This window comes from Pseudoalteromonas sp. C2R02 (assembly GCF_018860845.1).
GTDB lineage: Bacteria > Pseudomonadota > Gammaproteobacteria > Enterobacterales > Alteromonadaceae > Pseudoalteromonas.
The window spans coordinates 1-14378 of record NZ_JAHKQC010000025.1; the positions used below are offsets into that span (position 1 = coordinate 1).

The following is a 14378-nucleotide window of genomic DNA, read 5'->3' on the forward strand; positions in this document are numbered from 1 at the left end:
GCCTAGTAATGAAATAGCAGTAAATGATGATATAGATTCATTATTATCTGAAGATTTAGGAGATGCACTTGGTGACGATGTAGAAGCTGAGTTAGAGGTTACTCCCGAACCAGAAATCGAACAAGCAGATTTAAATGAAAGTGCTGATCTAGATAATCTTGATGATATAGACGCTTTATTAGCAAATGATTTCGGCGATGAACTCGGTGACGATTTAGAAACTGAATTAGAAGTTACTCCTGAACCTGAAATTGAACAACAAGATTTAAATGAAAGTGCTGATCTAGATAATCTTGATGATATAGACGCTTTATTAGCAAATGATTTAGGCGATGAACTCGGTGACGATTTAGAAACTGAGTTAGAAGTTACTCCTGAAACTGAAATTGAACAACAAGATGTAAATCAAACCATTGATTTAGATGCGCTTGATGATATAGACGCTTTATTAGATGCTGATTTAGGCGATGAGCTAGGCGAGGAAATAGGTGACGATTTAGAAACTGAGTTAGAGGTTACTCCCGAGCCAGAAATCGAACAACAAGATGTAAATCAAACCATTGATTTAGATGCGCTTGATGATATAGACGCTTTATTAGATGCTGATTTAGGCGATGAACTCGGTGACGATGTAGAAACTGAGTTAGAAGTTACTCCCGAGCCAGAAACCGAACAACAAGATGTAAATGAAACAATTGATTTAGATGCGATTGATGACATAGACGCTTTATTAGATGCTGATTTAGGCGATGAACTCGGTGACGATTTAGAAACTGAGTTAGAAGTTACTCCCGAGCCAGAAATCGAACAACAAGGTTCAAATGAAAGTGTTGATTTAGACGGGCTTGATGATTTAGATGCACTTGATGACATAGACGCTTTATTAGATGCTGATTTAGGCGATGAACTCGGTGACGATTTAGAAACTGAGTTAGAAGTTACTCCCGAGCCAGAAATCGAACAACAAGATGTAAATGAAACCATTGATTTAGATGCGATTGATGACATAGACGCTTTAGTAGGTGATGAGTTAGATGCTGATTTAGGCGATGAACTCGGTGACGATTTAGAAACTGAGTTAGAAGTTACTCCAGAGCCAGAAATCGAACAACAAGATTTAAATGAAACCATTGATTTAGATGCGATTGATGACATAGACGCTTTATTAGGTGATGAGTTAGATGCTGATTTAGGTGATGAACTCGGTGACGATTTAGAAACTGAGTTAGAAGTTACTCCCGAACCAGAAATCGAGCAAGAAGATGTAAATGAAACCATTGATTTAGATGATATTGATTCTTTATTAGAATCTGATTTAGACAGAGACCTACTAGGGCCTAATGATGATCTAACACTAAACAGTGAGCAGAACAAAGAGTTTAACGCACAACCGGATCTACCAGAAAAAGATCCAACTTTAGATGAGAGTGAGTTTGTACATGAAAACTTAGATAACTTTGATGTAGAACTAAACACAAGTGCTGAAGATTTAGAAATCGATTTAGGTGATGACCCTCTATTAGAAGCCGGTGATTTTGATTTGTCATTAGAAGACGGATCAATAAATGATGCGCAAATTTCATTAGAGCAAGAACATGCAGATTCACCAAGCGAAGAATTAGAAGAGTATCCTGAGTTAGCACTTGACGATGCACTTGCTGAAATTGAAGCTAATGAAGAAAGTGTCCAGCTTTCTCAAGCCGAAATTGAACTTGCGGAATCAATGAGAGCATCAACATCAATTGAAATAGAAGATGATTTTGGTTTAAAAGAAGAAGCCCTTGGTAATTTATCATTAATTGAAGATGATGAATTGGACGCTTTGCATGACGATGAGGACTTACTAAACCTATCATCTGATGATTCGGAAAATGACTTAGAACAGTTAGAATCTGATTTAATGTCAACAGATCAAAACCTATCTACAATAGACATTGATGAAAAAACGCATGAAATTGAAATGGATCTCGAAGGGCTATTAGAGGAAACTAGTGACGATACTTTATTAGAATCTCAAAATGAGAGTAGTGAGATTGATGACTCGTTAAGTGATTTAGAAAGTACAGATTTTGATTCATTACTTAATGAATTAGCTGAACCAGAAGATTTGACCAATCTTGATTCGCAAGAGTTTGAAATTGATTTTGATAGTTTATTATCAGAAGAAAATACATTAGAAAACGCAATTGAGATAGATGATGATCTTGAACTAGAAGACGACTTTGAATTAGAGACTAGCCTAGGCGGTGATACCGACTTTTTGAATATTACGGATTTAATTGAAGAAAGCGATGATATTGAACCTATAGACGAACCTTACGATAGTGTTGATATGGATGTTGGTTTAAGTGAATTTGATGAATTACTAGCTGGAGAAGAAAGTTTAGATGTTGATGCTCAAAATGGCGGTTATTCGGCTAAGTTAGATTTAGCGCTGGCTTATTTAGAGATTGAAGACTTTGAAAGTGCATCTAAAGCAATTCAAGATGTTATTGATAATGGCCCTCCTGAAGTTCAAAGAGAAGCCCAACAATTGAAGAAAAAAATTAAATTATAATCTTTTAGTTAATCAAATAACAAAAAACACTGCTATTTATATCAGTGTTTTTTTGTTTTTAAGCTTGTCGCCCTAGTCGCATTTTTGGCTTAAATGGGTATAATACGGCGCTTTAGTAGTTTCTATTGGATTAATATGCGAATAGCACTTGGTATAGAGTATGATGGCTCACAATATTATGGCTGGCAACGCCAAGATAATGTGATCAGTGTACAGGAAGAGGTTGAAACCGCACTTTCCAAGATTTGTAATGAAAAGGTTGTGGTTTTTTGTGCAGGCAGAACTGATGCTGGTGTACATGGCACAGGACAAGTTGTACATTTTGAAACAACATCTGTGCGCGATATGAGTGCATTTACATTAGGTATGAACTCTTTATTACCAGATACAGTTGCTATTCGTTGGGCAAAAGAAATTCCATTTGATTTTCATGCAAGATATAGCGCTGTGGCAAGGCGTTACCGTTATATTATTTATAATAGCCCATTACGACCTGGCATTTTAAAGAATGGTGTAAGCCATTATTATCAGCCTTTAGATGTAGAAAAAATGCAACAAGCTTGTCCACACATTGTAGGTGAACATGACTTTACTTCATTTAGAGCAATACATTGCCAAGCTAATTCACCAAACCGAAAGATAATTCACTTAAAAGTAGATCGTTATGGTGATTTTATTGTTATAGATGTTAAAGCTAATGCTTTTTTACATCATATGGTTAGAAATATAACAGGATGTTTGATTGATATTGGTTTACATAAACAAAAGCCAGAATGGATGAAAGAAATTTTAGAACTAAAAGATAGATCTCAAGCAAGCCCAACAGCAAAAGCAGGCGGTTTATATTTAGTTGATGTGGAGTATCCTGAAAAATGGGGAATAGAAAAAACACATCCAGGACCCCTGTTTTTACCTGATTTCTAAACAGACCCACAGCTAAGACCAGTTTTTTATACCTTACTGATAGAAATCGTGTTCTAATTGATAAAATTTATCTGTCTGTATACATATATAGGCAGGTAATAGACTAAATTTATAAGAATTAAGAGAATCGCACATGAGTTGGTTAGAAAAAATCTTACCTAAAACAAAATCTTCAGGTCGAAAAGAAATTCCTGAAGGCGTATGGGCTAAATGTGGAGACTGTGATGCTATTTTATATAAAGCTGAATTAGAAAAATCACTTAACGTTTGTCCTAAATGTGATCACCATATGCGTCAAAGTGCGCGAGGTCGCATTGAAGCTTTCTTAGATACTGCTGATAGAGTAGAGCTTGGCCTAGATTTAGAAGCGCAAGATTTATTAAAATTTAAAGATTCTAAAAAATATACTGATCGCCTTAACTCTGCTAAAAAAGTGAGTGGAGAAAAAGATGCATTAGTAGCGATGACAGGTCGCTTAAAAGGCATTCCTGTTGCTGTTGTTGCATTTGAATTCTCATTTATGGGCGGCTCTATGGCATCAGTTGTAGGTGCGCGTTTTGTTGAAGCGGTTAACAAATGTCTAGAAAATGATATGCCGTTAGTCTGTTTTTCTGCATCAGGTGGTGCAAGAATGCAAGAAGCATTAATGTCTTTAATGCAAATGGCTAAAACAAGTGCAGCCCTTGCTAAAATGAGTGAAAAAGGCTTACCTTACATTTCAGTGTTAACAGATCCAACTATGGGCGGTGTTTCTGCTTCTTTGGCTATGTTAGGTGATGTAAATATTGGTGAACCTAAAGCATTAATTGGTTTTGCTGGCCCACGTGTAATTGAACAAACAGTACGTGAAACTTTACCTGAAGGTTTTCAGCGTAGTGAGTTCTTATTAGAGCATGGTGCCATTGATATGATAGTTGACCGCCGTGAAATGCGCGATACGATTGCTAGAATTGTAGCTAAATATATGAACTTACCGTCAACAGAACAAGAACATAGAGTTGCTTAGTTTTGTCGCTTTTGAGCGGTATTTTATATAAAATACTGCTCAAGCCAAGATTAATTACAAAAGTGAAAATATGTCACAGTGTATTTTAAGCCAATCATCAAGCCTTGATGATTGGCTTTGTTATTTAGAAAGTATCCATCCTGCCAATATAGAAATGGGTTTAACACGTGTTGAGAAGGTTGCTCAACAGCAAGGGTTATTAAATCTTTCTAGCAAAATAATCTTAATTGCAGGTACTAATGGTAAAGGCACAACAGCACGCTGTTTAGAAGCGATGTTACTCGCTCAAGGCTACTCTGTTGGTACTTATGCTTCACCTCATATATTTCATTATAATGAAAGAGTCAGGATCAATGGCAATAAACTTGACGATCAAGAGCATGTTGATGCATTTCATGCTTTAGAGCATGGACGAGGTGAAACGACACTGACTTATTTTGAATATTCGACCTTAGCGGGTTTAGAGATATTTAAACGTCATCAAGTTGACTATATATTGCTAGAAGTCGGTTTAGGTGGCAGATTAGACGCGACTAACATTGTATCTCCTATCGCTTCAGTGATCACAACAATTGATTTAGACCATAAAGACTACCTTGGCGATACCAGGGAGTTAGTTGGTTTTGAAAAAGCGGGAATTTTTAGAAAAGATACGCCTGCGATAGTGGGTGATTTGAATATACCACAATCAGTAATTGATTATGGTACTAAAATATCAGCCAATATGATTTTATCTGGTAATGATTTTAAATATCTCGATCATGGTTCGTCATTTGAGTGGCACTATGAATCAAATAAGATTGAATATAAACAACCTGCCATCCCAGCTCAAAATATTGCGACAGCATTAACAACACTTAAAAGTTTAAACTTACTCCCTAGTGATAAAATAATAACTCAGGTGATCAAAACATTAAAAGTAGAAGGGCGGTTTGAGTGTTTAAGCCAATCTCCATTAGTGTATGTTGACGTGGCACATAACCCTGAATCTGCACGTTACTTAGCTAAACAGCTACAAATATTAAAGTTAAAAAATTATAAAATAAATGCATTAGTGGGCATGTTAGAAGATAAAGATCAAAAAGCGGCTTTATCAGAACTAACACAGGTTGTTGATAATTGGTCCATTGCAACACTAACATGTTTTAGAGGTGCTAAAAATGATGTGTTAGCAGAAAAATTATCGTGTTTAGGCATAAACGATGCTCAAAAATTTGCGTCTGTTGACAATGCGTTAGATAATCTTTTACCAAAGATGCAAGGAACAGATAAAAATGGTGAAAAACAACTGTTGATTGTTTTTGGTTCATTTTACACTGTGGCAGATGCAATGCTTTTTCTTAGCTAAGAGGAAATTTAGGTGAATTCAGGGTTTATAAATAGGTTAGTAGGCACAACTATCGTTGTTATTGCAGCAGTTGTGTTTATTCCAAATATCTTAGATGGTGAAAAGGTCCAATTTAAAGAGGGTTTTAAAACAATTCCCGATCGCCCTGAATTTAAAACAGTTGATTTAGATTTAGAGCAAGCACAAGCTGACTTAGAATTTAAATTACCAGATACCTCGACTGAAATAGTGGATGAAATAGCGCTTGATATTACACCATCAGAAATAGCAAACACACAAGTAAAGCAAGTCGACACGGCTACAGAAGTGGTTACAACTAATACAACAGCAAAGAGCGATGTTGTTGAGGTGAGTACATTTAAACCTGAACCTAAAGTTGAAAAACGAGCTAAAAGCGAAAACTTAACTGATTTTGCTTATGTCATTCAGTTGGGTAGTTTTTCTCATAAAGCAAATGTAGCAAGTTTATTAGCTAAATTAAAAAAAGCAGGTTTTACAACTTTTACTAAACCTATATCAACACCATCTGGTCAGCTGACTAAGGTTTTTGTTGGCCCTATGATTAAAAAGTCTGCATTAGAGCGCAAACTACCAGCATTAAAAACGCTAACGGGTCTAAATGGTAAAGTAACTGTATTTGATGTTACAAAATGATCTGGCATTTTAGGCTCGTGTCTTATAAAATGCGCCCGAAATTAACAAAGGCTAATTTATATGATTTGGGTTGATTATGCCATATTAGGCATTATTACACTTTCTGCTATGATCAGTTTGATCAGAGGTTTTATAAAAGAAGCAATCTCCCTTGCTATTTGGGTTGCTGCCTTTTTCATCTCTAGCTTTTTCTATGAGCACTTAGCTGCTTTTCTAACATCCATTTCAGAACCTTTATTAAAAAATGCCGCCGCAATCTCTATTTTGTTTGTATCCACTCTTTTCTTAGGCGGATTATTTAACTTTATTTTAGGTAAGCTAGTTGAACATACTGGTTTATCAGGCACAGATCGCGTTATCGGTCTTGCATTTGGTGCACTTAGAGGTGTATTAGTTGTTAGTGCTATATTATTTTTTCTAGATGCTTTCACCAGTGCGCCAAAAACGCATTGGTGGGAGACTTCAACGTTAATCCCTGAATTTGGCTTTGTTATTGAATGGTTTTTTGCATACCTTGAAAATAACTCTAGCTTTTTAACTTCAGTAAACCCTTAGTCGGCAAGGATAAATAACATGTGCGGTATTGTTGGTATAGTCGGGAATTCTCCTGTTAATCAGGCAATTTATGATGGCTTAACTGTGTTACAACATCGAGGTCAAGATGCGGCCGGTATAATCACCATTAACAACCATACTTTTAGTTTGCGTAAAGATAATGGTTTAGTGAAAGATGTATTCCATACTCGTCATATGAAGCGTTTACAAGGTGATATGGGCATAGGCCACGTGCGTTACCCAACTGCAGGTTCATCTAGCTCAGCTGAAGCGCAACCTTTTTATGTAAACTCACCTTTTGGTATTTCATTAGCCCATAATGGTAACCTAACGAATGCAGAAGCTTTAAAACAAGAGTTATTTTCAGTTGCTAGACGTCATGTAAATACGACTTCAGACTCTGAAGTTTTATTGAATGTATTAGCTCATGAAATCGCATTGACTGAAAAGCTAAGTTTAGAACCAGAAGATATCTTTAAGGCTGTGACAGCTGTAAATGATAAAGCTGTTGGTGGTTATGCTGCAATTGCTATGATCATTGGTCAAGGCATGATTGCATTTCGTGATCCAAATGGTATTCGTCCATTGGTATTTGGTAAGCGCGAATCAGATAAAGGTACAGAATATATGTTTGCCTCTGAAAGTGTTGCACTAGATAGCTGTGGTTTTGAATTTATCCGTGATGTTGCCCCTGGTGAAAGTATTTTTGTTAATAACGATGGCCAGTTGTTTTCACAGCAATGTTCAAAGCATGCTTCTTATTCTCCATGTATTTTTGAATTTGTATACTTTGCACGCCCAGATTCTACATTAGATAATATCTCTGTTTATGCGGCACGTGTAAATATGGGTACTAAATTAGGTGAAAAAGTAGCGAAAGAATGGGCTGATAAAGAGATTGACGTTATCATTCCAATTCCTGAAACATCATGTGATATCGCACTTGAAATGGCTGCAGTGCTTAAAATTCCATATCGCCAAGGTTTTGTAAAAAATAGATATATCGGCAGAACGTTTATCATGCCGGGCCAAGAAATGCGTAAAAAGTCAGTTCGTCAAAAACTTAATGCAATTGGCCGTGAGTTTAAAGGTAAAAATGTATTATTAGTTGATGATTCAATTGTACGTGGTACTACATCGGCTCAAATCGTTCAAATGGCAAGAGAGTCAGGCGCTAAAAATGTGTATTTTGCATCAGCGGCACCTGAAATTCGTTTCCCGAATGTTTATGGTATTGATATGCCATCTGTGACTGAATTAATTGCCCATGGCCGTGAAGTTGAAGATATTAATGAATGTATTGGTGCTGATGGTTTAATTTTTCAATCTTTACCAGACTTAATTGAAGCTGTTTCAAAAGAAAACCCTGAAGTTAAGGCATATGAAACGTCAGTATTTAATGGTCAATATGTGACAGGCGATATCGATCAAACATATTTAAATCGTATCAATGATTTAAGAAATGACTCTGCTAAATCTGATAATGAGCAAGCAATGTCATCAGGACTTGAATTACACAATCAAGACTCTATCGATTAATAAATTTGATTAGCGAGTTAAGATAATAAAAAGGAGCTAAATAGCTCCTTTTTTAATGTTTTAATAATGACTTTTAAACTATTCTCAGCCAACTAAGCGAACATAGGTCCATAACCTGTTGTCCACATCATGGCGGTTAAAGCCAAAATACATACAAGTAAAATTAAGCCAGTTGTTACTACAGAACTTGCATAAATAAAACCGCGTTCTTCAGGAATATGCATTAAAATTGGTACGCCGGTATATAGCAAATAAACAGAATAAGCTAAAGCGATACATCCCACTACAACGATAAACCATAAAACAGGATAAAATGCAGCGAATGCTGTCATAAAGATGGGGGTTGCGGTATATGCTGCCAGCTCAAGTGTTTGTGTATATGTAGGATTTGCACCAAAAGTTTTAGCCATCCAATGTGCTAATAATCCTAAAGCACACACACCACCAATTAATGCGAAGTACATGGCAGTCGCAATCAGCATAGCACTAGATTCTGTTAAATGAATAGGATCTCCAGTACCAATACTCCAACCTAAATGAACGGAAGAATAATAGCCCATAATTGATGGAATTAATGCAATTAGTAAAATGTGAGAAATACTATATTTTAAACTTTCATGACGTTTATCAATGGTTTGCCATTCATCTTTTGGATGTGCGTATATACCCCAGAGGTGATTTAATATCATAATTATTACTTCCTTCTTGTATTATTTTGAGTTGTTTTTATTAGTCTTACCTTTTAGGTATTGTTGAATGTTAATATTTTGTCAAGTTTATAAGTGTTTTAATCAATAATAGGCAATGAGAAAAATGATTATATGAAGCCTCTTATGGATAGAGATCAAGATGTACTTGTTTGATTATGATAAAATGTATTTTTAAATTTAGCTTCTTAATATGAGATATTCATGACTAGCGAACAGTTATTAGCACCCATTAAAGCATTTTTACAATGTGATACTCCTGATGAATGGATTAATGAAGCTAAAAAGCCTGAAAACTTAAAAATATTATTATTAGATCACCTTATTTGTGAGCTAAAAGCGGGGCAAACAGCGATGTGGCTGATCCGTAAATATGCTGTTGATAAAGAAAGTGGCAAAGCTTTGCTTGAATGGTTTCAACCATATGAGAAATACGTATATAAAAAAGAAGGGACTTTAGAAAGTTTAGCTGAACACGCTAAGTTATCTAAGGCAATAGTGCCTAAAAGCAGCTCTGTTTTTGGTCAGGATTTAATTGATAAAATGGTATTATTAATTAAAGAAGAGCTTCATCACTTTTATCAGGTATTAGAAATAATGAATGATAGAGGCATCGCTTATGAAAATATTACGGCTGGGCGATACGCAAAAGGCATGATGACACATGTACGTACTCACGAACCTGCAATATTAATAGATAAATTGATTTGTGGTGCATATATAGAAGCACGTTCTTGTGAACGCTTCGCAAAAATAGCACCGCACTTAGATGATGACTTAAATAAGTTTTATGTCTCTTTATTACGTTCAGAAGCACGTCATTATCAAGATTATTTGAGTTTAGCGCAGCAAGTTGCAGGCGAAGATGTTGATATCAGCGATAGAGTGAAATTTTTTGGTGAAGTAGAAGCACAACTGATCAGTTCAGAAGATACTGACTTTAAGTTTCACTCAGGAGCACCGAGTTTAACATGAGGCTATTTTTAAAATATTTTACTCAAAGTCAGTAAAAATAAGGTCTTGAGCGTCTTTTGTAACAACTAAGTACGAACCTTGTGTATACCAGTCACCTAAAACAATACGTTTGGCTGGTGTACCATCAATATCGTGTTCATGTACTTTGGGTCTATGCGTATGTCCATGGATCATTAAATGAGTTTGATATTTTTTGAAAGTATCTATTACAGCATCATGTGTTACATCAAGTACTTCAGGTGCTTTATCCATTTGGGAAGCTTTACTACGTTCTCTTGCTTTTTTAGCAACGCTTTGTCGATAAAACAATGGCATAGCTAACATGAGTTTAGGCCACCACCAACCTCGGCTTTTCTTTCTGAATTTTTGGTACTCTATATCTTGAGTACACATTTCATCTCCATGAAGAATTAAAGTTGGGGTACCGTATAAATCAATCACTGTTCTTTCATTTAATATTGATATTCCTGATAGCTCAGCATATTTTTTACTGACTAAAAAATCTCTATTTCCATGAATAAAATAAACAGGGATCCCTTTATTTGTAATTGCCTTTAATTCTTGAGCTATTTTTAATGTCAGATCAGTTTGATAATCATCACCAACCCAAACTTCAAAAAAATCACCAAGAATATAAAGCGCATCTAGTTCACTCGTTACTTGATTATCTAGGAAGTCAAAAAATGCTTTACTAATATCTGGTCTAGACTCGGTTAAATGCAGATCTGAGATAAATAAGGTTTTATTCATAAATAAATTTGCTTCGCATATTTATTAGGGCCACTTCGTGGAGAAAAGAAAGGGCTAAAAGATTAGCCCTTAGGTATTACTATGCTTCTACTGTTACTTTAGTGATAATAACATCTTCAAGCGGTACATCTTGGTGGAAACCTTCACTACCAGTTGCTACATTTTTGATAGTTTCAACAATATCAAGACCTTCAACAACTTCAGCGAATACACAGTATCCCCAACCTTGAGATGTCTCACTTGTAAAATCTAGAAAGTTGTTATCATTAACATTGATAAAAAATTGCGCAGTAGCTGAATGTGGATCAGGAGTACGAGCCATAGCTAAAGTACCTTTCTTATTAGAAAGACCATTTGTTGCTTCATTTTGGATTGGATCTTGAACTTCTTTTTGCTCCATACCAGGTAAGAAACCACCGCCTTGAACCATGAAACCATCGATTACACGGTGAAAAATAGTGCCATCGTAAAAGCCTGAATTAGCATATTTTAAAAAGTTTTCTACCGTTTGAGGTGCTTTTTCAGCGTTTAGAGCGATTTTGATATCACCGAAGTTGGTATGTAAAGTAACCATGAAATTTCCTATCTTAAAATAGAGTGTTTATATTAGGGGTATTCTATCTAAGTTCGCAGCGTTCTACAAAGTGATATGGCCAACTGAACCAGTAATTAAGACACTTTTTGATAATTGCATTCACCTAATAAAAGTATCTAGAGCAAGTTGGCTGCAAGTGATAAGATAGCTCTCAAATAAATTTGATCCCCAAACGTGAAGGATTTTTAGTAAATGGTACAAATATACAACACACTGACAAGACAAAAAGAGGCATTTAAACCCCGAGTTGATGGCAAAATCGATATGTATGTGTGTGGTATCACTATTTACGATTACTGTCATATAGGACACGCAAGAACATTTGTTAGTTTTGATGTTATAGCGAGATACCTTCGACATATCGGTTTTGATTTAAAGTTTGTCCGAAATATTACAGACGTAGATGATAAAATCATCAATCGCGCTAATGAAAATGGTGAAACAATTGATGCGTTAACTAAACGTATGACACAAGCCATGCACCAAGATTTTGATAATTTAGGCATGTTACGTCCAGATGTTGAGCCTACAGTGACAGATCATATTCCTGAAATTATTGAAATGGTTGAGCGCTTGATCAATAAAGGGCATGCATATGTTGCTGCAAATGGCGATGTATTATTTAGTGTTTCAAGTTTTGAAAATTATGGTCAGTTATCACAGCAAGATTTAGATATGCTACAAGCGGGCTCTCGTGTTGAAGTTGATGAGAATAAAAATTCTCCTTTAGATTTTGTTTTATGGAAAAAAGCAAAAGTAGATGAGCCGTCTTGGCAGTCACCATGGGGAGCAGGGCGCCCAGGTTGGCATATCGAATGTTCAGCTATGAGCAACAAACATTTAGGTGAACACTTTGATATTCATGGTGGAGGTTCAGATTTACAATTCCCACATCATGAAAATGAAATAGCACAGTCTTGTTGTGCTAATAACGGTGAATATGCTGATACTTGGATCCACACTGGCATGGTTCAAGTGAACAAAGAAAAAATGTCTAAATCTTTAGGTAATTTCTTCACTGTTAGAGACGTATTAAAAAAATATGATGCAGAATCTGTTCGTTACTTTTTAATTTCAGGTCATTATAGAAGCCAACTTAATTATTCTCAGGATAATTTAGACCAAGCACGTTCTTCATTAGAGCGTATCTATACTGCACTACGTGGTGTAACACCTATTGCAGTTGAATTAACTGATAATGAATATGCAATAAAATTCAGAAAAGCGATGGATGATGACTTTAATACACCTGAAGCCTTATCTGTTGTGTTTGAATTAGCTAAAGAATTAAACCGTATTAAAGAAACAGATGACAATAAGGCATCTGAATTGAGTTATGTATTACGTAGTCTTGGCGAAGTGTTAGGTATTGCACAACAAGCACCGACTGATTTCTTACAAGGCGAGCAAGAAGATGACGAAGTCGCAATCATCGAAGCTTTAATAAAACAGCGAAATCAAGCAAGAGCAGATAAAGATTGGGCGATGGCTGATGATGCAAGAGATAAGTTAAATGAAATGAAAATTGTTTTAGAAGATAGTGCTGCAGGTACTAGTTGGCGTAAAGCTTAAGCTTAAGCTTAAATTTAGTCATAAAAAAAACCGCATTCTATGCGGTTTTTTTATGACTAAATTATCGATTTAATAATTAGCTATGGTAATTTTCGCATGCTTCTAAAGTATTCTCTATCAAACTGGCAACTGTCATTGGGCCTACGCCACCAGGCACTGGTGTGATAAAACTTGCATTGTTTTGTGCAACATCATATTCAACATCACCCACTAACTTACCTGAATCTAAACGGTTGATACCTACATCTATTACAATCGCACCTTCTTTAATCCAATCACCAGGAATAAATGCCGGTTTACCAACGGCAACAACCACTAAGTCTGCACGACGAACATGTTCTTCAAGATCCTTTGTGAATTTATGACAAACAGTTGTTGTACAACCTGCTAGCAACAATTCTAAAGACATAGGGCGGCCTACTATATTAGATGCACCAACAACAACAGCGTGCATACCTCTATATTTAACACCAGTTGAATCAAGCAAAGTAATAATCCCTTTTGGAGTACAAGGGCGAAGTGCTGGCATACGTTGTGCTAATCTACCTATATTGTATGGATGGAAGCCATCAACATCTTTATGAGGTGTAATGCGTTCAAGTACTTTTTCGGCATTTAATCCTTCAGGTAAAGGTAGCTGAACTAAAATACCATCTACTTCAGGGTCATTATTTAACGAATCAACCAGATCTAAAATTTGCTCTTCAGTTGAATCTACTGGTAGGTCATAAGACTTAGATACAAATCCAACTTCTTCACAGGCTTTGCGTTTTGAACCTACATATACTTGACTGGCAGGATCTAAACCTACAAGTACAACAGCTAAGCCAGGAGCTCGTAAACCATTTTCTACACGCTGTTTTACTTTTGAAGCTACTGCATTTCTAACTTGTTTCGCAATTGCTTTACCATCTATGATGTTTGCCGTCATGGGTGACCTTTAAATTTGGGGTTATAGGACTTTTGATACAGGTTATTTTCTCATGAAACGTGTGATGCGCCAAGTAAGTCTGCTTTAGATAATAAAGATAATGATGTTTTATAATTAAAAGTAGACAAAGATTAATCAAAAAACCTAAAAAACAGTCAGTATGATTTAATTTTAGGCACTTAGAAATATTTATTAAAAAAAGGTTTGACCTGCCTACATCAAATCTCTATTATGCACCCCGTTGCCAACGAGGACTTACTCGAAA

At 35.8% G+C, this 14378-nt stretch carries 13 protein-coding genes; 9 read left to right on the forward strand and 4 right to left on the reverse strand.

Annotation, left to right across the window (positions count from 1 at the left end):
• From KO527_RS08160 to purF, 7 genes are all read left to right on the forward strand, one after another.
• The coding region (locus KO527_RS08160; RefSeq protein ID WP_289847667.1) for a FimV/HubP family polar landmark protein at positions 1-2557 on the forward strand (2557 nt) is incomplete at its 5' end.
• 135 nt (positions 2558-2692) lie between these two features.
• Complete coding sequence (gene truA / locus KO527_RS08165; RefSeq protein WP_042142307.1) at positions 2693-3481, forward strand: tRNA pseudouridine(38-40) synthase TruA; 789 nt, start codon at positions 2693-2695, stop codon at positions 3479-3481.
• Between the two features lie 133 nt (positions 3482-3614).
• Positions 3615-4487, forward strand: coding sequence for an acetyl-CoA carboxylase, carboxyltransferase subunit beta (accD, locus tag KO527_RS08170; RefSeq protein ID WP_216039841.1), 873 nt, complete (start codon positions 3615-3617; stop codon positions 4485-4487).
• A gap of 70 nt (positions 4488-4557) precedes the next feature.
• Positions 4558-5835 (forward strand): bifunctional tetrahydrofolate synthase/dihydrofolate synthase, encoded by a 1278-nt coding sequence (gene folC / locus KO527_RS08175; protein ID WP_216039842.1) that lies wholly within the window; start codon positions 4558-4560, stop codon positions 5833-5835.
• A 12-nt stretch (positions 5836-5847) separates the two neighbouring features.
• Positions 5848-6489 carry an SPOR domain-containing protein gene (locus KO527_RS08180; protein ID WP_216039843.1) on the forward strand — a complete coding sequence of 214 codons (642 nt, stop codon included), beginning with the start codon at positions 5848-5850 and terminating at the stop codon, positions 6487-6489.
• Positions 6490-6549: 60 nt separating this feature from the next.
• Entirely contained in the window at positions 6550-7044 is a 495-nt protein-coding gene (locus KO527_RS08185; protein ID WP_042142298.1) for a CvpA family protein, read from the forward strand.
• An 18-nt stretch (positions 7045-7062) separates the two neighbouring features.
• Positions 7063-8583, forward strand: a complete 1521-nt coding sequence (purF, locus tag KO527_RS08190; protein ID WP_216039844.1) for an amidophosphoribosyltransferase — start codon at positions 7063-7065, stop codon at positions 8581-8583.
• A gap of 92 nt (positions 8584-8675) precedes the next feature.
• Here purF and KO527_RS08195 read toward each other — a convergent pair whose 3' ends face one another.
• On the reverse strand, positions 8676-9272 hold the full coding sequence (locus KO527_RS08195) for a Yip1 family protein (RefSeq protein ID WP_216039845.1): 597 nt from the start codon (positions 9270-9272) through the stop codon (positions 8676-8678).
• Positions 9273-9494: 222 nt separating this feature from the next.
• Here KO527_RS08195 and KO527_RS08200 point away from each other — a divergent pair, with 222 nt between their 5' ends.
• The gene (locus KO527_RS08200) at positions 9495-10265 is read left to right on the forward strand and encodes a tRNA isopentenyl-2-thiomethyl-A-37 hydroxylase MiaE (protein WP_216039846.1); all 771 of its coding nucleotides are present in this window, start codon (positions 9495-9497) and stop codon (positions 10263-10265) included.
• An 18-nt stretch (positions 10266-10283) separates the two neighbouring features.
• Here KO527_RS08200 and KO527_RS08205 read toward each other — a convergent pair whose 3' ends face one another.
• The gene (locus KO527_RS08205; protein ID WP_216039847.1) at positions 10284-11015 is read right to left on the reverse strand and encodes a UDP-2,3-diacylglucosamine diphosphatase; all 732 of its coding nucleotides are present in this window, start codon (positions 11013-11015) and stop codon (positions 10284-10286) included.
• A gap of 79 nt (positions 11016-11094) precedes the next feature.
• Positions 11095-11589, reverse strand: a complete 495-nt coding sequence (locus KO527_RS08210; RefSeq protein WP_042142288.1) for a peptidylprolyl isomerase — start codon at positions 11587-11589, stop codon at positions 11095-11097.
• A gap of 213 nt (positions 11590-11802) precedes the next feature.
• Here KO527_RS08210 and cysS point away from each other — a divergent pair, with 213 nt between their 5' ends.
• Complete coding sequence (gene cysS / locus KO527_RS08215; RefSeq protein ID WP_216039848.1) at positions 11803-13182, forward strand: cysteine--tRNA ligase; 1380 nt, start codon at positions 11803-11805, stop codon at positions 13180-13182.
• A gap of 76 nt (positions 13183-13258) precedes the next feature.
• Here cysS and folD read toward each other — a convergent pair whose 3' ends face one another.
• Entirely contained in the window at positions 13259-14113 is an 855-nt protein-coding gene (gene folD, locus KO527_RS08220) for a bifunctional methylenetetrahydrofolate dehydrogenase/methenyltetrahydrofolate cyclohydrolase FolD (protein WP_216039849.1), read from the reverse strand.
• Between the last annotated feature and the right edge of the window lie 265 nt (positions 14114-14378).